Here is an 18071-nt window from a genome sequence, read left to right as displayed (position 1 = left end):
TGAACGGTCTATTATGGCTTGGCTTATGACTTAACTTGTGGCCTAAATGATAACTACGCTGGCTTAGTTTTTGGCATCAGTCGCTTTGGCCGGTTCAGTGGCCGGAATCACCAAAGCGGGCGCGGTAATCGCTTCTCGGTCATTGCCTTTGGCATATTTGCGTGTCTGCAATTTTGACATAATCTGCTGCACAATAAGCGTCAGCAGTGCCAAGGCTGCAAGTAGGCTTGATAAGGCAAACGCTGCTGTAAAGTTATATTCGTTATAAGCAATCTCAACCAACAACGGCATGGTATTGGTCTCACCGCGGATGTGGCCTGATACCACGCTCACCGCACCAAACTCACCCATCGCGCGAGCATTGGTTAAGATAATGCCGTACAGCAGCGCCCATTTAATATTGGGTAAGGTAATGTGCCAGAACACCTGCCAGCCTGACGCACCTAAGGTTAATGCTGCCTGCTCTTCACTGTCGCCCTGTGACTGCATCAAAGGAATCAGCTCACGGGCAATAAAGGGAAAGGTCACAAACAAGGTCGCCAACACAATGCCAGGGACCGCAAAGATCACCTGAATGCCCATCGACTCAAGCCAGCCGCCCATGGTCGAGTTCAGACCAAACAGCATCACGAACATCAGACCCGCCACAACCGGCGATACCGAAAACGGTAAGTCTAATAAAGTGGTGACCAGCTGCTTACCCTTAAACTTATAACGGGTCACCAGCCAAGCAATGGCCACACCCATCACGATATTCACCGGCAGCACGATGGCCGCAGTCAGTAAGGTCAGCTTGATGGCAGAGACCGCTTCAGGCTCTACAAGCGCAGCCACATACAAGTCCCAGCCGCCTTTAAATGCCTCATAAAACACGGCCAACAACGGGATAACCAGCATCACAATCATAAATATCGAGGCGATACCGATAAATAGCGCCCGCACCCAAGGGGCATCGCGGGTGGCGGCATTGTCTTGATAGTTATACCCATTTGAGATTTGCATATGCTGTCCTAATTATCCGAATGTACTGTATAAAGCAGGCTGAACTTGACTCACAACTTAACCCATAACTTGGCCTATAAATTGGCCTAGGTCGGCTTATTTAGCCCCGACACGGCGAGACAAACGCCACTGTAGTAGGTTGATGGCCAATAAGATGACAAAGGAGATCATGAGCATAAATAACGCCACCGCGGATGCCCCTTGGATATCGAATTGCTCAAGCTTACTGATAATAATCAGCGGTAAAATCTCAGACTGCATCGGGATATTACCAGCAATAAAGATAACCGAGCCATACTCTCCGGTGGCGCGTGCAAACATCATGCCTGCACCCATCAATAAGGCAGGAAACAGCTCTGGCAGTATCACCGTACGAAAGGTGGTCAAGCGATTGGCCCCCAGTACCGCAGCCGCTTCCTCATACTCAACTGACAGCTCCTCTAATACCGGCTGCACAGCACGTACGATAAATGGAAAGCTTACCACCACCAAGGCCAGCCAAATACCAATGGGGGTAAAGGCGACTTGAATACCCACCTTGTCAAAGAACTGACCGATTAAGCCATTGGGCGCATACAAGGTGGCCAGTGAAATACCAGTTACCGCCGTGGGCAAAGCAAAAGGCAGATCCACCAAGGCATTAATCAGCGACTTACCTATGAAGTCATAACGCACCAATACCCACGCCACCAAGGTACCGAACACCATATTGGTCAACATGGCATAAAATGACATCTTCAGTGACAAAATAATCGCAGCCTTCACCTGAGGCTGACTGATGGCCTCAATAAAACCACTTAGCCCCATTTGGGTGGTGGTATAAGCCATCATCGCAAAGGGTAGAATAACCAATAACGATAAGCTCAATACGGTGATACCCATAGACAAGCCAAAACCGGGTAACACGTTGCGCTGACGCAATCGGGTAAGCCAAGAGCGCTTGCGGATAGGAGCTGTCGATGGGGCTGACTGGTTCATGAAGGTCTCACTGCATTGATGAAAATGGGTCATGCTTTTGTATGGTGCTGCTCATGCTAACAGGGCAAGGTTATTAAGTTTAATGATGAATAAGGCTATCTTAGTGAATAAAAGGAATATACTGGGCGGCTACGCTCACCTTAACTGCCGCCCTGAGCCGACTGTTATTAGCACGATAGGCGCTGTTATTTTGCGGCCGCTAAGTCGGTGCTACAAGTGAGGCAGATGGTGCAGTCGCTTATTGCGGCTTATTTTGGCTACTGGCCAACTGATCAAACACCCCGCCCTCAGCGAAGAACTTACTCATAATCTCATCCCAGCTGCCAAATACATCATTGGCGCGGAAGGTATCCATGGCAGGTAGCTTATCGCTATTGGCTTCAAGAACAGATGCTACGCTTGGGCGTAGATACAGATCGGCGGCCAACTGCTGCGCAGGCGTGCTCCACAGATACTCAAGGTACTCGGCAGCCGGCGCTGTGGTGCCTTTTTTATCAGTGACTGAGGTGACAACGGCCACAGGGTTTTCGGACTGTACTGAGTAGCTTGGATAGACAATCTCCACCTGACCTTTGCCAAACTTATTGGCGGCCAAATTGGCTTCGTTTTCGAAGGTGATAAGCACATCACCGATGTTGCGCTGCACAAAGGTGGTGGTGGCCGCACGCCCGCCATTTTCATAGACTTTGACATTACCCAAAAGCGATTTAACAAATGCCTTGGTCTTGTCCTCATCGTTATTAAAGGCATGTAAGCCGTAGCCATAAGCGCCCAAGAAGCTATAACGGCCACTGCCTGACGCCTTGGGATTGGCAATAATCAGCTCAAGACCAGGCTGGGTTAAGTCATTCCAATCCTTAATCTGCTTTGGGTTGCCCTTACGTACCAAAAACACCGTGGTACTGGTAAAGGGCACCGCATGATTGTCAAAGGCTTCTGCCCAGTTATTGGCCACTAAGCCTTTTTTCTCAAGCAGCGCCACATCTGAGCCTTGGTTCATGGTGACCACATCGGCTTGTAGACCATTGGCCACTGATAAAGCCTGCTTACTTGAGCCGCCATGCGACTGGCTAATACTGATGGTGCTATCAGGATGCGCCGCCTTATACTGCGCCACAAATAGCGGGTTGTACGCTTTATAAAAGTCACGCGAGATGTCATAAGAGACGTTTAATAACTGCACATTGTGACTGTCCACTGTGCTGACGCTGCCATCGGCATTGGTCTGTTTTTGGCTACCACAGGCAATGAGTCCAAAGGCAAGCGTCGTCATTAGCGCAGCGCTGGCCCATTTTTTTGTGGCAGAAGGTGTAATCTGGGCGCTTAATGCAGCTGTCGTCACAGCAGCAGATCGGCGATAAATATTAAAAGTTGCCATGAAGCGTGTGTCCTTAAAAAAGTGAGTCTGCTTTATAATTAAATAGTGTATTTACAGACAGTTATAAAACCATAAGGTTATGCTATCAGGGCTTCGTTATTATATTTAGTGATAAATATATCTATCTTAATGAATAATAGGAATATAAAACGGGTGGTTTTTGGGCACAAAAAAGCCCTTTCAAGTCAGGCAATCTTAGATAGATGGCTGGCTTGAAAGGGCTTGTAAATAGCGGCTTTTAGAGCGATGCGCTTATTTTGGGGCGTTCACTGCCAATTGATCAAACACACCACCATCACTGAAGTAGGTGTCCATAATCTCATCCCAAGTACCGAATACATCGTTTGGACGGAAGGTTTCGATCGGAGGTAGCTTATCGCTGTTGGCATCAAGAACAGACTGTACGCTAGGACGTAGGTATAAGTCTGCGGCTAACTGCTGCGCCGGCTCGCTCCATAGGTAGTTTAGGTATTCAGTGGCCGCTTCAGTCGTGCCTTTTTTGTCAGTCACTGTGTTGACTACAGCCACAGGGCTTTCTGACTTAATAGAGTATTTAGGATACACGATCTGTACTTGGCCTTTGCCAAATTTAGTCGCAGCTAGGTTTGACTCGTTTTCAAAAGTGATAAGCACATCACCGATGTTGCGCTGCATAAAGGTGGTGGTTGCCGCACGGCCGCCATTTTCATAGACTTTGACGTTTTTTAGCACATCTTTAACAAAAGATTTGGTTTTGTCCTCATCTTTATTAAAGGCATGTAGACCATAGCCATAGGCACCTAAGAATGCATAACGGCCGTTACCCGTCACTTTTGGGTTGGCCATAACAATCTCAACACCCGGCTTGGTTAAGTCCTCCCAAGTGGTGATGTTTTTTGGATTGTCTTTACGTACCAAAAATACAATGGTACTGGTAAAAGGTACGGCGTGATCTGGGAAAGCGTCTTCCCAAGTGTCTGCCACAAGGCCTTTTTTCTGTAGTAGCTCAATGTCTGAGCCTTGGTTCATGGTTGCCACATCGGCTTGTAGACCATTGGCCACAGATAAGGCCTGCTTGCTTGAGCCGCCATGCGACTGCTTGATATTGATATTCACCCCAGGATGCTCAGACTTGTAGTGCTCAATGAACATGGGGTTGTAGTCTTTATAAAAGTCGCGCGCCACGTCATAAGAGACGTTTAGTAGCTCGATGTCTTGGGCATCTGTGCTGGCAGCGGCGGTATCACCTGCTTTATCAGCGCCTTCAGTTTCGGTGTTTTTTTGATTGCCACAGGCAGCCAGACCTAAAGCTAGGGTCGCCACTGTGGTAATAGAGGCAAGCTTGGCAGCTTGGGTAAGAGGGGCTTGGCTAAGCTTAAAACTGATCGCCATGGTCTGTGTCCTTTATTAGCAAACTTATAGGATAAAACTTAAGAGCTATCTATTTAGTAATGAGTAACCATAGTAGTCATGAGTAGTAGTCATGAGTCACCATACTTTTAGATACAAAAGTAATTTTAGGCTGCCATGGTAACAAGACGCTGTGATCATGTTTAATGATGATTTTGGCTATCTTAGTGAACAAATAGAATATGCATAAAAAAAATGACTCACCATATCGTAATTAGCCACAATAAATGGGAATAATTTTTGATTCTATGGCATAATCTAATTTATTTATATTGTTAATTATTGTAGTTTTTTGTCACGCTAATTGTTGAGTGAATATCTTGCTTAATTCATCATGTCGATGGCTAGGAGCAATCATATAGCGATCACGTTATATAGCAGCCAAGCTTCTGTGCCATGCGGCGTCATTCTTTAGTAGCAAGGATGCTGCTTGTCGCAATTAAGCGCTATATCAGGTAAGGCGGTATGTCTATGAGTTCGATTGTGACCCGTATCAACGGTTTAAAATTCTTGTTATTAGCCACTGTCTGCGCCACATCCTTATCGGGCTGTTATGTGCAGCCTCACTCTCAGTCTGGTCTGGCTGGGCAGACGCACGCCACCCAAATGCAACATAGCGACGAACACCCGCAGATCTCAGGCCGCTACAGCCTACTGCACTCTGGCGCGCATCCTGCCAATCTAACCGTAACTGTCAAAAAAATTGGGCTATTTACCCCAGCCAAAGACATCAAAATCGACATAACCACTGACTCTGCTACCCCAGCACTCAGCACCAGCACTACTGACGCGGCCTCAAGTTGTACTTACCACGGCTCAGCCAAGCTAATGGGCCAAGACGCCCTGCATGGTGTCATCTATACCGCCCCAGTGAGCAGCTTAATCCATAGCGGCACCAGCTCTGCCTTATTAGATGCCGATCACAGCAATGGGCTGCTGTTTTTCCGCTTTAAAGACAATGTACTAAGCATTGATAGCAACAATCCGCAAGCGTTGGGGCTGTTATGTCAGGGCAATATGGTATTAAAAGGGGATTATGTCCAAATAGACTAAGATGGCAGCGCTCAACGGTGGCCGTCGCCTCAAGCCGTCTTTTTAAATTAACACATTAAGGTCTAAATACAGCTGGGAGTGTGGCATGGGATTTAGATTTAGAAAAAGCATTAAGATTGCACCTGGTGTGCGCCTAAATATCGGCAAAAAAGGCATCTCCAGTGTCTCTGTCGGTGGCCGAGGTGCCCGTATCAATATCGGTAAGCGTGGCACCACTGCCAGCACTGGGCTGCCCGGCACCGGCTTATCTTATACTCAGAAGTTAAGCGGCCCAGCCAAATCTCGCAGCGCCAAGTCTCGCAGTGCCAAAGCTGACACTGCGCATCCTGCACCGCCGCCTGTACCGCCCTCTTCTCTATCTTCGCCCGATCTACATTTGCCCGATGCACTGCCATCGACAGCCACTTCTCGCCCGCCTGCCACGCCTACCCCTCGTACTCCTCGTGCAACTGATACGCAGGGCACTTACCCTGATCACGAGTACCGCAAAGTCTCCTTTGGCCTGCTGCTGGGTATCTTATTTATTCCCTATATCTTTAGCTGGCTAGTACTGCGTGAGGGCTATAGCACCACAGCTCGGGTACTGAGCATGGGCTGGCTTATGATAGTCGTCATCTCTTGGCTGCGTTAGGCTTTGGCTTAACACCTCACATTATTTGAGCACAAAAAAAGCCTAAATCCCAGAGAGCTTATGGATTTAGGCAAAATCAAAATAGCGCTTTATGGTGGCTATTTTTAGACAGCTTATGTGCGTTAGACGACTTGTGTCTTGGTGTGCTTGGGCGCTTAGCCTTTATTTAGTGCGTTAAAGCAGGTGTTGTAGTACTGCGAGATAAATTTATCAATTTGGGCTTCTTGATCGGCTTTGTTCTCATAGCGCTTAACGGTGAATGCCTTATCGATGATACCGGCCGCCAAGGCTTGTGAGGTTTCATCGGCCTTTTGCGCAACTTTATTTAATTGTGCTTTGGTAGCGCCCTCTTGGCGAGCCTGCATTACCTTGCCCGCCATAGCAGCGATATCGACACACAGCTCATCGGGCGCATCGTCTTGGGTATCGGCTGCATACGCGCCTAGGCTACCGAACATTACGGCAGCGGCCATAAAGCTGGCTTTGAGAGTCGGTGTGATTGTCTTTGATGAAATAGATTTGATCATAATAATTACTCCTAGTTGCCCTCAGTATATAAATATTTGGCCAAAACAACCATGGCTGTTATCAATAACTCTGCCTAGCAGTAGGACTTTAGCAAGGTTATTGATTTTGTGTGTGAAAAATTGGGTTATTTGCTATGATTATAAGTATGTTAACTGCTTGTAAATGATAAGCAAAGCCGGTGTGTACTGTCGTTCTGGCAAATGGATGGTGCGGCGTGGTTGGCAGGTTGGCTTTGTTACTGAGTTTTTATTGAAAACTCAGGTCGTCCTGTATTATGGCGATTGCCTATGATAATTAGAGAAACTTTGATGAAAAAAATACTCATAAGCCTTGCATTAAGCTTAGGCAGTCTGGCTACCTCTGCGGTGATGGCAGCCACCCCCAGTTTTTCAACGCAGCAAATGGCCCAAACCAAACTGCATGACTTAAGCTTTAAGCAGGTGATGCGGGCGTTTTATACTGGTGAAATGACGGATTTTTTCGTTAGTGACGAAGATATAGAGTCTATGCCCTATATAGGTCTTGGATATGAAGAAGATGGTGAGCAAATTGTTGCTGTTATGCACCCTAGCATTAAGTATAAAAATACTGCCGGTGAACCTCGCTATCTGGTGATGATTGAGAAAGTATTAATTGATTATGAAGGCACTTTGATCTCTTGTCATGCATGTCAAGCCACAGCAGACTTTTATAGCTTCAAAAAATTAAATAATGGGCAGTTTCAATTGGTAAGCCAAAGCCCACAAGATATTGAAATCTCAAGCAGTTGGGGGCGAGTCGATGTTGACAGTGCTAGCCTCGAGCAAGGCATACGTACATTAGGTGTGAATTTAGTTGGTAGTATCTTTAAGACCAGCTACTCGTCTCTTGGGGAATCATCTAGCTCATGGTATGCACTGCATCTGCCAGAAGATGACTATATTAATATTTATTATATAGGCGATGCTGGTGCTGACAATGGTGGTCAATATACTGCAAGCTCCCCCCTATATTATGGATACAATGTCGCCTACAGTGTGCTACCTGATAAGAGTAGCAAATACTATCCCATCATGCTGAGCTTTAAGGGAGATAAGCCGACAGATGACTTCGAGCGTATCGAAACGGTCAATACCAGAAAGCTTAAAAAGTTTGATCCTGTTAATAAAGAGTATTATTAAGTCAATCTAGTTAGCTTGCCAGCAGAATTGTACAACTGACGCCATAAAATAGGCAGCGTATAATGTACAAATAAACAGCCGCACATGCCTTGATGCACTCACCAATTAACCGTACCGATAATAATTAAAAATCATTTTATTTAAGGAAAGACCCTTATATGACTTCCGCCACCTCATCCATGAGCACCCCCATCAGTCAATCTGAGATTAACAAAGCCGTCTGGAATGCCTGTGATACCTTCCGCGGTGTGATTAGCGCCGATACTTACAAAGACTTTATCTTAACCATGCTGTTTTTGAAGTATTTGTCCGATGTGTATAGAGATGAGCACGACACGCTTATGGCTGAGTATGGCGATGCAGACTTGGTAAAAGAGCTGATGAGCAATCAGCGCTTTGTGCTACCCGATGGTGCCAGCTTCTGGGACTTATACGAGCAGCGTCATCAGCCGGGTAATGGTCAGCGTATCGATGAAGCATTACACGCGATAGAGGAAGCCAATGGCAATAAGCTAAAAAGCGTGTTCCAAGACATCAGCTTTAACACCGATCGCTTGGGCAATGAGAAGAAGAAAAACGAGCTACTGCGTCATCTGCTAGAGGACTTCGGTAAGCCAATGCTCAATCTAAGCCCATCACGTGTGGGTAGCCTTGATGTGATTGGTAATGCGTATGAGTTCTTGATTAAGCACTTCGCTGCTGACTCTGGCGCCAGTGCTGGCGAGTTCTATACGCCGCCTGAGGTATCAAGCTTGCTGGCGACTATTCTAAATCCTGTGGCTGGTGATGCGATATGCGACCCTGCGTGCGGATCGGGCTCTTTGCTGATCAAATGCGGTGCAATGGCGCGCAAAAACTCAGGCAGCAAAAACTATGAGCTGTTCGGGCAAGAGGCGATTGGCTCAACGTGGGCACTGGCAAAAATGAACATGTTTTTGCATGGTGAGGACAACCACCGTATCGAATGGGGCGACACCTTGCGTCATCCGCTACTGCTTGATGATAAAGGCCATCTGCTTCAATTCGATGTAGTAACTGCCAACCCACCGTTTTCATTGAGCAAATGGGGTTATGATGATGCCGCCGATGATGAGTATGGCCGCTTCCATCGTGGTCTACCGCCTAAGACCAAGGGTGATTATGCGTTTATCACTCATATGATTGAAACTCTAAAGAACGATACCGGTCGTATGGGCGTGGTTGTGCCGCATGGGGTGCTGTTCCGTGGCTCATCTGAGGGCAAAATCCGTCAGCAATTGATTGAAGAAAACCTACTTGATGCGGTGATTGGCTTACCGGAGAAGCTGTTCTTCGGTACTGGTATCCCTGCGGCAATCTTAATATTTAAGAAGAACAAAGCCGATAAGTCGGTGCTGTTTATTGATGCCAGCTCGGATTATGAGTCAGGCTCGAACCAAAACAAGCTGACTGAGGACAATTTAGCAAAAATCATTGAGACTTATAACAACCGCGCCTTTGTCGATAAATATGCGTATGTTGCCAGCTTTGATGAGATTAAAGAGAACGACTTTAACTTAAACATTCCGCGTTATGTCGATACCTTTGAGCCTGAGGCAGAGATTGATCTTGTGGCGGTGCGTGAGGCGCGTTTGGCACTCAAAGCAGAGCTTGCCAGCTTAGAGAGTGAGATGGATGACTATCTTAAGGAGCTTGGTTATGGTGCCTAATGGATGGAAAATAAAGAAACTAGATGAAATATGTGAAATAAATCCTAGAAAACCTTCAGAACCAGATGATTGCTTTGTTTCATTCATTTCTATGAGTCAGCTCTCTGAAGATGGTCGTATTATATCTAAAGATACTAAAAACTATGATGAAGTATCTAAAGGGTTTACTTCATTTAAAGATAACGATGTATTAGTTGCCAAAATTACACCTTGTTTCGAAAATGGGAAAGGGGCATTAGTTAATAACCTGACTAATGGTATTGGGTTCGGAAGCACAGAGTTCCACGTACTTAGGGCTAAGAAAACATCTGACCCTCAATTTATTTTCTATCTAACAAGAACCAATGCGTTTAGGGCTAGAGGCACGATGAATATGCAAGGCTCTGCTGGTCATAGACGTGTTACAACGGATTTTATAAAAGTTTATAAAGTACTTACTCCACCCCTACCCGAACAACAAAAAATCGCCACAATCCTATCCACTTGGGATAAAGCGATTGATACCACTGAGCGTTTGATTGATAACAGCAAACAGCTGAAAAAAGCCTTGATGCAGCAATTGCTCACCGGTAAAAAGCGTTTGCTTGATGACAATGGTAAACCGTTTGAGGGTGAGTGGGTTAGTTCTCAACTAAAGGATATAACTGATTTCATTAAGGATGGTACTCATGGCACTCACAAAAGATATGAGAGTGGCATCCCTATGCTTTCAGCCAAAAATATCACTAAGCAATATACTGTTGATTTTGATGACGCGCCACGTATTAGCGAGGAAGACTATAATAAAATACATGCCAAATATACAATTAAAAGTGGCGATATATTATTAACTGTAGTTGGCACTCTTGGTCGAGTTGCCATAGTACCTGATGAGTTAGTTGAGAAGTTCACTCTACAAAGAAGTGTAGCCATTATGCGAGTTAATGCTCAAAGTGCCTATAACCAATTCTTAAAACAATTATTTAGTAGTAGCGAATTCACTAACTTGCTTCATAGAAAGTCAAATTCTACTGCTCAAGCAGGTATTTACTTGGGTGAGCTAGGTAAATTAAAAATAGACTTACCACCCCTCAAAGAACAACAAAAAATCGCTGCGGTATTAACCAATACCGATAAAGAAATCGAATTGCTGGAACAACAGCTTGCCGACTTACAGCAAGAGAAAAAGGCGTTGATGCAGGTGTTGTTGACAGGGAAAGTTCGGGTTAAAGTTTAGTCATTCACATTAAGACCATATATAGACTTAAGCTTGATGATATTTAGCTTAGAATATAATAAGAATTAAATTTACTAAGGAGTACAACATGATCGAAGTCACTGAAGCTGTCAAACGTGCTCGTGAAATTGCGAATCAGTTATACGAAGGTGAAGACATAAAAAACCTTGGCCTTGAAGAAGTCGTGTTCAATGAAGAAGTGAACGCATGGGAAATAACCCTAGGCTACGACTCTTATAGATCCAAAATCATAGAAAACAAACCTACCGAGTTCATGGCCCGTAACCTATACGCTGATGGCAAAATCGAAAAAGAGACACTACGCGAATACAAAACCTTTTCAATCAATGCAGAAAATGGTCAATTCCAAGGTATGATCATGAGAGATATTGGTTAAAGATGCATCATCCTTATGTTCGTAAAAACAAAAAAGTTTTACTTGATACCAATCTATTGACCATGTACATCGTCTCTAGAATTGGTGCAGGTGAGGTTGAAAATTTTAAGCGTACTCGTGCCTACACTTCTAAAGATGCCGAGATTTTAGATGACGTTTTAAAAAACTTTGAATCTATCGTAACCACTCCTCATATATTGGCTGAAACTGCCAATATTTTAGACTGGTTTGATAAATCTAAACGAGCCACTGTATTAGGTTTTCTTTCTAAATATATAGAATTGGTTGAGGAAGTTCACTATCCTGCTGCAAACATAACACTCAGTCCTGCATTCCTTAAACTTGGTCTTTCAGATGCTGCATTATTTGATCTAAGTGTTAGCAATAAGTATGTGCTTTTGACAGACGATTTAGATTTATATGGCTTTGCAGCCGGACATAACATTGAAGCATTAAACTTTACCCATTTTAGAAACTACTTGTAGTAAGACGTGTACCAGTCAACATAACCGCCACGCTTAGTGCCCCTTGGGTAACGCGCAACCTTGGCGGTTTTTCTTTGCCTAAAAAGACAGATAAGCAAATTGCTTTATGTAGTAGATTTAATGGCTCAATAAAGATAGAATTATTTATCAAATCTAAAATAGTAGTTGATTATAGCTATTGAAGTGAGAGCTGGTTACTTCTCTCATAACTCATGTAATTAAACAGATAAATAAAAGGAGTTTTGCTAATGAATTTTAACCAAACATTAAAGGGTGCATCAATCGTCTTAGTTTCTAGTATATTAGCTGCAGTTTCGTTTAACGCTAATGCTTCGGGCACTGAGTGGACAGACAGCACCACCTGCCATTTATTAAAACAAGGTAAACTGGTTAGCAAATCGAAGTGTTCTTATGAAGCGTCTATGGCTTCAAATATGTCCTTCAGCTATACAGGCTATAGCTTTAAGCTACCCAACAACAAGACCAAGTTTAATGCGGAAATTAGCGCAAATGCTAAAACAGATAAAAATGATAATTTTATTGAAGGCCGTGATGGTTCGTTAGTCTTTGATACTAGTATTACATTAAATGAAAAACCAGCAGTTATTCAATATCGCTATGGATCATCTTTAAAAGTAGTACCAAAAAGTATTGCAGCGAAATTCGAAACTGGTGCGCCCAAAGGCACCTTACAATGTATGCAGCAGAAGTCATCACCAGCTTGGGAAATTTGTGCGCCAGCTCAAGATGTTAGTATGGGTAGTTTTTAAGTAAGTTTAAGCCTATTTAATTATGATGTATTAAGCCGTCTATTTAACCCAAATAGACGGCTTTTTTATCGTCTTTTTATTATCAAGAGATACCCGACTTTATAGTAAGCATCCGACCATCCCATCTTTTTTTCTATTAAAAAATGCGAGATAGTGTCCACGATCAAATAATCGTGGACACTAAGATGACAATACAACCCTCTAATAAACCCAAACGAAGAACTTACAGCCCCGAGTTTAAAGCACTTTTAGTAAAAGAAGCGACAGACTCAAATCGATCAATCGCCAGTATCGCCCGAGAGCATGGCATTAACCAAAACCTTCTACATAACTGGAAACGTCAGTATCAGCGTACACAGACTCAAACCGGCACATTGCCTGATGCTATCGACAGTCCTGCTGATCCAAACCCGAACTTTATCCCCATCTGCCTTGAACCTGAAGTCACACATCTAGGCTCAGCATCCGTCATACAAAACATCAAACTGCAAATCGCAGCCTCAGGATCTGGATGCATAAGCCTCAACATTGCCCAAATTGACACCCAAAGCTTGATTGACCTACTACGAGGACTACAATGATAGCCATCAACCACATCTGGTTATCCACCACGCCCATGGACATGCGATGTGGTAGTGGCAAACTACTGGCCCACATCATCACCGAGCACCAAAGTATCCGTCCTCACTGCGCCTACCTGTTTTACAACAAAGCAGGCACACGCCTAAAAGTACTCATTCATGACGGACTTGGCATATGGCTTTGTAGCCGTCAGCTCGATGATAATAAATTTCATGGCTTAACCAAAGCACTCACCACCACTCAAACTGGCATCAGCATCAACCGTGAGCAATTTAACGCCTTAATCAGTGGACTGCCTTGGCGTAACATGGGTCAGGATAAATTAACCCCCATTCTATAAATATCAGATGACAGGCAAATAAAACTCTGGCAACATATCGCCATGACTGCTGCCAATCTATCCGACTTATCAAAAGACCCCATTTACGCCGAGCTTTTGGTGAAAATCCGCGTGCTTGAACAGCGTAATGAGCATCTGCAGCAACAAATTGATCAAACAAACACGAGTCACGAACAACTACAGCAGCTTTTTAACCAAGTGGTTGAGGACAACCACAAGCTGTATGAAAAAGTGCTTGAACTCATCGAAAAGCAAAAGCAGCTTATTCACCGGCTATATGGACAAAAAAGCGAAGGCGTAACTGCCAGACAAACCCACTTAAATTATGAAGCGGCGCAAGAAGACTTAGCGGAGCTTGAACAAATCCGAGATGACTACCGTAGCGGCTTAAGCCAAGATGAGCTTGCCAAGCTCCCTGCTATCGATCCTATCGAGGCAGAAACCCTCATTGATGAGGGCGAGCTTGCTGACCAGCCGCTACCCTCAGTCACTCATCAGTCTAAAAAACCAAAGCGTGCTAAATACACGGTTATTCCAGACCACCTTGAGGTCAAAATCCTGGTTCATGAACCACTCACCACCGTTTGTGACTGCGGCTGTCAAATGACACAAATTGGAGAGGACAAACAAGACAAACTTGGCATTATCCCTAAGCAGTTTTATATTGAGCGTCACCTCTATCCTAAATGGGTATGCCGTGAGTGTGACACCCTTCATCAAGCGGCTGCCCCCAAGCAGATTATTAACAAAAGCATCGCCACCCCAGAGCTGCTTGCGCACATCCTTATTAGCAAGTATGCAGACCATCAGCCCCTATATCGGCAGAATCTTATCTATCAGCGAAGTGGGATAAATATCCCCGATGCCACCATGGCAGATTGGGTGGGACGCTGCGGCGTTGCCCTTGAGCCTTTAGCAAGTCGCTTGCACGCGCTATTACTGTCTGAACCCATCTTACATGCTGATGAAACGCCAGTATCTATCATGAAGAACCATGTAAAGGTAGGTGGTAAATCATTAAAAAAAGGCTATGTCTGGGCGTATCTCACGCCACAGCACAGTGCATTAAAGGCGGTGGTATATGACTTTGCCGAAAGCCGTCGTAATGAGCACCCTAAAGCCTTTTTAGGTAAATGGCGTGGTAAGCTGGTTTGCGATGATTACAGCGGTTATAAGTTTTTATTTCATCAAGGTGTGACTGAAATCGGTTGTCTGGCCCATGCACGGCGTAAATTCCATGAACTGCATGTCACTGGGCAAAGTATCGTGAGTATTGAGGCATTAACGTTATTTAGGCAGTTGTATGCCATTGAACGTGAGATTGATGAGCGATTTGAAAAACACACACCCCCAATACCAAGAGACCCCAAAATAGTTCGGCAAATCAGGCAAGAGAAGGCCAAACCGATTGCAGATAAGCTGCATCAATGGTTACGAGAAAAAAGACAGTTAACCACTAAAAATGCCAGTATTACTAAGGCAACTGATTATTGCCTGAAACGTTGGCAGGCGCTGACATGTTACTTAGATGATGGCAGGTTACCGATTGATAATAATTGGGCGGAGAATCAGATGCGTCCGTGGGCACTTGGGCGTAAAAACTGGTTGTTTGCTGGTTCGCTACGAAGTGGGCAGCGTGCTGCGAATATTATGTCAATCATTCAGTCAGCTCGCTTAAATGGCTTGGATGTGTCTGCTTATTTGATAGACGTGCTAAGACGCCTGCCTACTCAAGATGATCTGGATGAGCTGTTACCTCATCGATGGATGCCACCTCAATAGGGGTTGGTCGGATGCTTACACTTTATATCCCTGAGCTGCAAGTGATACTATTATCTGTCGTATCAAATTTTAAAACCAAAAACCCTCCATACGAAATATCATAACCACTAGAGTCATTTCGTTCTACGGTTACAGAAGGCCCATATGGCGGTTTAAAAGAAGGTCTTAACTTAGTAAAGCTACTATCTGCAAAGACAACCTTAAAATCTGAACCCTCATACTGTTGCAAATATTCAACTTTAGTAATGGGATAACCGAAAGCAACTGCATTTTGTAGATAAAAAGTATATAAACTCTCATGTCCTTCCATTTCTACTTCTGGATCTCCTTTTAAAGACACATGCTTTACTGACTTTCTTAACTCATTGGGAAAGTTATCAGTGATATAAGGGTATTCACAGCCCTGTTGCATTGGCGCTAAATAGAAGGTCCAATCTGTCACTTGAGCCGTACTTTGAACACTATCTTTAGCTTGAGTGCTTGGGGTGGTAACAACTCTTACTACTTCATTGACCATATCACCTAGTCTAATTTGTCCATCCTGGCTAGCAGCACAGCCCGTTAATAAAGTCATGCCACAAGCAGCCACTAATAAAGAAAGGGATTTATATTTCATAACAGTCCTTAATTTATGTATTGATAAATCATCACTTCAGCATTCATTGACCTGTCACATATTGAACCCTGAATAAATGCAATAGATGAGTAAGGAAACAAGATACCACCTTAACTTTTTGGTAAGTTAATATTCACAATATATAACATAGAATATTTTTATCAATATTTATTTTTGCTTTCGGTTTTCGTTATTAAAAGCTATCCCCTACCTCATACAATACATAATATAGCTTGAGTATCTATTGATTAAATACCCCGTTCGATTACAATTAAATCAATAACCATAAGCAGTTAGCGCAAGAGAAAAAGGCGTTGATCCAACAGCTTTTGACGTGTAAGAAGCGGGTTACGGTGGATTAATATAAGAAGGTGAATTATGCGAGGATTAGTAGTGTGTGGCTTATTGGCATTATCTAGCGCTTCAGCTATGGCTGGAGATATGTACGTTTATAAAGATACAAAAGGTAATGTACTCGTGTCTAATACAGAGAATCCAACTGGGGCTTTTAATAAGTATGCTAAAAAGGTGAAGATTGACTACCACCCCACAATTAACGATAACTCTAATAACACCGCAGATATAACTTCTAATCAGTCGTTATCCTCAAATTTAAGCCCTTCTGACAGCTTAGAGGTCACCAAAAATATGTATCTGTATCAAGACGATCAGGGGCATGAACACCTTTCAAGCATCAAACCGAGCAACTCCTCTAAATCTTTTGAGAAGGTAAAAGTTAGCTATACTCGTCTAAACCCTCCTTCTACTCGCCGTAATAATCGTTTCTCAATATTTACCGACTTAAACCGTGATACTAAATCTAGACTAGAAAATATCGAAAGACTGTCTAATTCTGCTGAGCAAAAAGCTGATGAGCTTGCTGATTTGGCTCGGCCTTTTTTGGCTCAGTAATTTTGTTCTTGGATTTAGCAATGAATATAAATGAGTGAGTTCATGGAAATTAATCAACTAAAAAAAATTATTGAACACATTAAAACACTACCAATGCCTGAAACACCAGAGCCCACTATCTTCAGCATTGGCAGTCGAGGATATTACGAAAACCCAACTTCCGATATACTTGCCTTCTTTTGTAATAGTGATGGCGCACATGGCTTGGGCACATTAATGATGGAAGCTTTATTTGAAGCACTGGCTACCGCCAATTCAAAGTCAGCTAACATCCATTTTGATGAATATGCAACGATTAGCGAACCTGCCCGCGAAGTTAGCACCAAAAACAACAAGCGGATTGACTTACTACTAGAAGGTAATGACTGGGTTATGGTGATTGAAAATAAAATCTATCACCAACAGGTGAATCCATTCAAGACCTATAAACAGCATATAGACTCATCTAATGAGTTCAAAGAGAAGGAGCCACTCTATGTTGTTCTATCTCCTAACGGTAAGGCACCTAGCGGATGGCTGGGTTTAAGCTATCCTATATTGCTTGATAGCTTAAGAAAGAAATTAGCGAACGCCTTTATTGACCAGCCATTAAACAAATGGCTAGTTTTATTACGTGAATTTACACTGCATTTGGAAGGAATTATGTCTAAATCAAGCATGCCTGATGACACTGTATCGTATGTTTTAGATAATTTGGCAGCTATTAAACAGGCCGAAGATATTAAACAAAAAGTCATTAGTGCTTATCAAAAAGAGCTGCTAGCAAAAGTTCAGGATGCTTTTCCAGATGAGCAAGTTAATACAAAGCTTCATCATTGGCATGGCTACCCTGCTCTCCGCTTTTCATTTGAATCATGGGAAACGAAATCGGATGTTGCTCTATTTCTAGACGGTCGTAAAGACAAAAGGTTTTGTATCAACTATTATGCCTTTAATATCAAGACGCCAGAGCAAGCAGCAATAGCCGACGAAGTGTTAAAAGAAAGAGACTGTAGCTCAAGTTGGACTGAGGGTTCAGGTAAAATTAAGGGCTATAAATCACCTTATGAGTCTTTTGACAAAGATACCGCTCATGAGTTTCTTATTGCAAAGCTAAGTTTGCTTGACCATTTTGAGACTAAAGTTCGTCGTCAGTGGTGAGCAATATAATCGAAACATATCTTA

The 18071-nt window shown here is 43.6% G+C and carries 19 protein-coding genes; 13 read left to right on the top strand and 6 right to left on the bottom strand.

What is annotated here, in order from left to right; translation table 11 throughout:
* Positions 1 to 63: 63 nt before the first annotated feature.
* The 4 genes from cysW to MN210_RS06110 form a co-directional block, all read right to left on the bottom strand.
* Positions 64 to 1002: a sulfate ABC transporter permease subunit CysW gene (gene cysW, locus MN210_RS06125; RefSeq protein ID WP_011960391.1), complete on the bottom strand. Its 939-nt coding sequence runs from the start codon at positions 1000 to 1002 to the stop codon at positions 64 to 66.
* A gap of 96 nt (positions 1003 to 1098) precedes the next feature.
* Positions 1099 to 1980, bottom strand: a complete 882-nt coding sequence (cysT, locus tag MN210_RS06120; protein WP_110816540.1) for a sulfate ABC transporter permease subunit CysT — start codon at positions 1978 to 1980, stop codon at positions 1099 to 1101.
* A gap of 238 nt (positions 1981 to 2218) precedes the next feature.
* A complete protein-coding gene (locus MN210_RS06115) occupies positions 2219 to 3253 on the bottom strand; it encodes a sulfate ABC transporter substrate-binding protein (protein ID WP_338412828.1) in 1035 nt (344 codons plus the stop codon).
* Between the two features lie 357 nt (positions 3254 to 3610).
* Positions 3611 to 4729 carry a sulfate ABC transporter substrate-binding protein gene (locus tag MN210_RS06110; RefSeq protein ID WP_011960388.1) on the bottom strand — a complete coding sequence of 373 codons (1119 nt, stop codon included), beginning with the start codon at positions 4727 to 4729 and terminating at the stop codon, positions 3611 to 3613.
* A gap of 489 nt (positions 4730 to 5218) precedes the next feature.
* Here MN210_RS06110 and MN210_RS06105 point away from each other — a divergent pair, with 489 nt between their 5' ends.
* Both MN210_RS06105 and MN210_RS13310 read left to right on the top strand, forming a co-directional pair.
* A complete protein-coding gene (locus MN210_RS06105; RefSeq protein ID WP_241879553.1) occupies positions 5219 to 5800 on the top strand; it encodes a hypothetical protein in 582 nt (193 codons plus the stop codon).
* An 85-nt stretch (positions 5801 to 5885) separates the two neighbouring features.
* The gene (locus MN210_RS13310) at positions 5886 to 6431 is read left to right on the top strand and encodes a DUF4236 domain-containing protein (protein WP_425605640.1); all 546 of its coding nucleotides are present in this window, start codon (positions 5886 to 5888) and stop codon (positions 6429 to 6431) included.
* 155 nt (positions 6432 to 6586) lie between these two features.
* On the opposite strand, the gene MN210_RS06095 is transcribed toward MN210_RS13310, so the two are convergent.
* Complete coding sequence (locus MN210_RS06095) at positions 6587 to 6958, bottom strand: hypothetical protein (protein WP_011960385.1); 372 nt, start codon at positions 6956 to 6958, stop codon at positions 6587 to 6589.
* Positions 6959 to 7246: 288 nt separating this feature from the next.
* Here MN210_RS06095 and MN210_RS06090 point away from each other — a divergent pair, with 288 nt between their 5' ends.
* The 9 genes from MN210_RS06090 to tnpC all read left to right on the top strand — a co-directional run bounded on the left by MN210_RS06090 (position 7247) and on the right by tnpC (position 15379).
* On the top strand, positions 7247 to 8119 hold the full coding sequence (locus tag MN210_RS06090) for a hypothetical protein (RefSeq protein WP_338412761.1): 873 nt from the start codon (positions 7247 to 7249) through the stop codon (positions 8117 to 8119).
* A 158-nt stretch (positions 8120 to 8277) separates the two neighbouring features.
* The gene (locus tag MN210_RS06085; RefSeq protein ID WP_425605639.1) at positions 8278 to 9807 is read left to right on the top strand and encodes a type I restriction-modification system subunit M; all 1530 of its coding nucleotides are present in this window, start codon (positions 8278 to 8280) and stop codon (positions 9805 to 9807) included.
* Complete coding sequence (locus tag MN210_RS06080) at positions 9797 to 11023, top strand: restriction endonuclease subunit S (RefSeq protein ID WP_338412760.1); 1227 nt, start codon at positions 9797 to 9799, stop codon at positions 11021 to 11023. The genes MN210_RS06085 and MN210_RS06080 overlap by 11 nt, the downstream gene beginning before the upstream one ends.
* Before the next feature lie 88 nt (positions 11024 to 11111).
* On the top strand, positions 11112 to 11420 hold the full coding sequence (locus tag MN210_RS06075) for a hypothetical protein (protein ID WP_241879546.1): 309 nt from the start codon (positions 11112 to 11114) through the stop codon (positions 11418 to 11420).
* Between the two features lie 2 nt (positions 11421 to 11422).
* Entirely contained in the window at positions 11423 to 11905 is a 483-nt protein-coding gene (locus tag MN210_RS06070; protein WP_241879545.1) for a PIN domain-containing protein, read from the top strand.
* 248 nt (positions 11906 to 12153) lie between these two features.
* Complete coding sequence (locus MN210_RS06065) at positions 12154 to 12675, top strand: hypothetical protein (RefSeq protein WP_338412759.1); 522 nt, start codon at positions 12154 to 12156, stop codon at positions 12673 to 12675.
* 185 nt (positions 12676 to 12860) lie between these two features.
* On the top strand, positions 12861 to 13256 hold the full coding sequence (locus tag MN210_RS06060) for a transposase (protein WP_338412758.1): 396 nt from the start codon (positions 12861 to 12863) through the stop codon (positions 13254 to 13256).
* Positions 13253 to 13597 carry an IS66 family insertion sequence element accessory protein TnpB gene (tnpB, locus tag MN210_RS06055; protein ID WP_338412335.1) on the top strand — a complete coding sequence of 115 codons (345 nt, stop codon included), beginning with the start codon at positions 13253 to 13255 and terminating at the stop codon, positions 13595 to 13597. The genes MN210_RS06060 and tnpB overlap by 4 nt, the downstream gene beginning before the upstream one ends.
* Before the next feature lie 135 nt (positions 13598 to 13732).
* Positions 13733 to 15379 carry an IS66 family transposase gene (gene tnpC, locus MN210_RS06050; protein WP_425605647.1) on the top strand — a complete coding sequence of 549 codons (1647 nt, stop codon included), beginning with the start codon at positions 13733 to 13735 and terminating at the stop codon, positions 15377 to 15379.
* Positions 15380 to 15401: 22 nt separating this feature from the next.
* On the opposite strand, the gene MN210_RS06045 is transcribed toward tnpC, so the two are convergent.
* Entirely contained in the window at positions 15402 to 15995 is a 594-nt protein-coding gene (locus MN210_RS06045) for a hypothetical protein (RefSeq protein ID WP_155587147.1), read from the bottom strand.
* Between the two features lie 378 nt (positions 15996 to 16373).
* Here MN210_RS06045 and MN210_RS06040 point away from each other — a divergent pair, with 378 nt between their 5' ends.
* Together MN210_RS06040 and MN210_RS06035 are read left to right on the top strand one after the other, a co-directional pair.
* Complete coding sequence (locus MN210_RS06040; RefSeq protein WP_338412757.1) at positions 16374 to 16907, top strand: hypothetical protein; 534 nt, start codon at positions 16374 to 16376, stop codon at positions 16905 to 16907.
* A gap of 42 nt (positions 16908 to 16949) precedes the next feature.
* Complete coding sequence (locus tag MN210_RS06035; protein ID WP_338412756.1) at positions 16950 to 18047, top strand: PDDEXK-like family protein; 1098 nt, start codon at positions 16950 to 16952, stop codon at positions 18045 to 18047.
* Positions 18048 to 18071: the final 24 nt, after the last annotated feature.

This window comes from Psychrobacter raelei, from assembly GCF_022631235.3.
Classification (GTDB): domain Bacteria; phylum Pseudomonadota; class Gammaproteobacteria; order Pseudomonadales; family Moraxellaceae; genus Psychrobacter; species Psychrobacter raelei.
Note: the sequence above shows the minus strand (reverse complement) of the source record. Positions and strands in the feature narration are given on the sequence as shown.

Bases quoted from the DNA above. Each gene is read 5' to 3' on its own strand.
- MN210_RS06065 (WP_338412759.1), top strand. From the start codon at position 12,154: ATGAATTTTAACCAAACATTAAAGGGTGCATCAATCGTCTTAGTTTCT.
- MN210_RS06095 (WP_011960385.1), bottom strand. From the start codon at position 6,958: ATGATCAAATCTATTTCATCAAAGACAATCACACCGACTCTCAAAGCC.
- MN210_RS06115 (WP_338412828.1), bottom strand. From the start codon at position 3,253: ATGACGACGCTTGCCTTTGGACTCATTGCCTGTGGTAGCCAAAAACAG.
- MN210_RS06040 (WP_338412757.1), top strand. From the start codon at position 16,374: ATGCGAGGATTAGTAGTGTGTGGCTTATTGGCATTATCTAGCGCTTCA.
- tnpB (WP_338412335.1), top strand. From the start codon at position 13,253: ATGATAGCCATCAACCACATCTGGTTATCCACCACGCCCATGGACATG.
- MN210_RS06090 (WP_338412761.1), top strand. From the start codon at position 7,247: ATGATAATTAGAGAAACTTTGATGAAAAAAATACTCATAAGCCTTGCA.
- cysT (WP_110816540.1), bottom strand. From the start codon at position 1,980: ATGAACCAGTCAGCCCCATCGACAGCTCCTATCCGCAAGCGCTCTTGG.
- MN210_RS06075 (WP_241879546.1), top strand. From the start codon at position 11,112: ATGATCGAAGTCACTGAAGCTGTCAAACGTGCTCGTGAAATTGCGAAT.
- MN210_RS13310 (WP_425605640.1), top strand. From the start codon at position 5,886: ATGGGATTTAGATTTAGAAAAAGCATTAAGATTGCACCTGGTGTGCGC.
- cysW (WP_011960391.1), bottom strand. From the start codon at position 1,002: ATGCAAATCTCAAATGGGTATAACTATCAAGACAATGCCGCCACCCGC.
- MN210_RS06035 (WP_338412756.1), top strand. From the start codon at position 16,950: ATGGAAATTAATCAACTAAAAAAAATTATTGAACACATTAAAACACTA.
- MN210_RS06110 (WP_011960388.1), bottom strand. From the start codon at position 4,729: ATGGCGATCAGTTTTAAGCTTAGCCAAGCCCCTCTTACCCAAGCTGCC.
- MN210_RS06060 (WP_338412758.1), top strand. From the start codon at position 12,861: ATGACAATACAACCCTCTAATAAACCCAAACGAAGAACTTACAGCCCC.
- MN210_RS06085 (WP_425605639.1), top strand. From the start codon at position 8,278: ATGACTTCCGCCACCTCATCCATGAGCACCCCCATCAGTCAATCTGAG.
- MN210_RS06080 (WP_338412760.1), top strand. From the start codon at position 9,797: ATGGTGCCTAATGGATGGAAAATAAAGAAACTAGATGAAATATGTGAA.
- MN210_RS06045 (WP_155587147.1), bottom strand. From the start codon at position 15,995: ATGAAATATAAATCCCTTTCTTTATTAGTGGCTGCTTGTGGCATGACT.
- MN210_RS06070 (WP_241879545.1), top strand. From the start codon at position 11,423: ATGCATCATCCTTATGTTCGTAAAAACAAAAAAGTTTTACTTGATACC.
- MN210_RS06105 (WP_241879553.1), top strand. From the start codon at position 5,219: ATGAGTTCGATTGTGACCCGTATCAACGGTTTAAAATTCTTGTTATTA.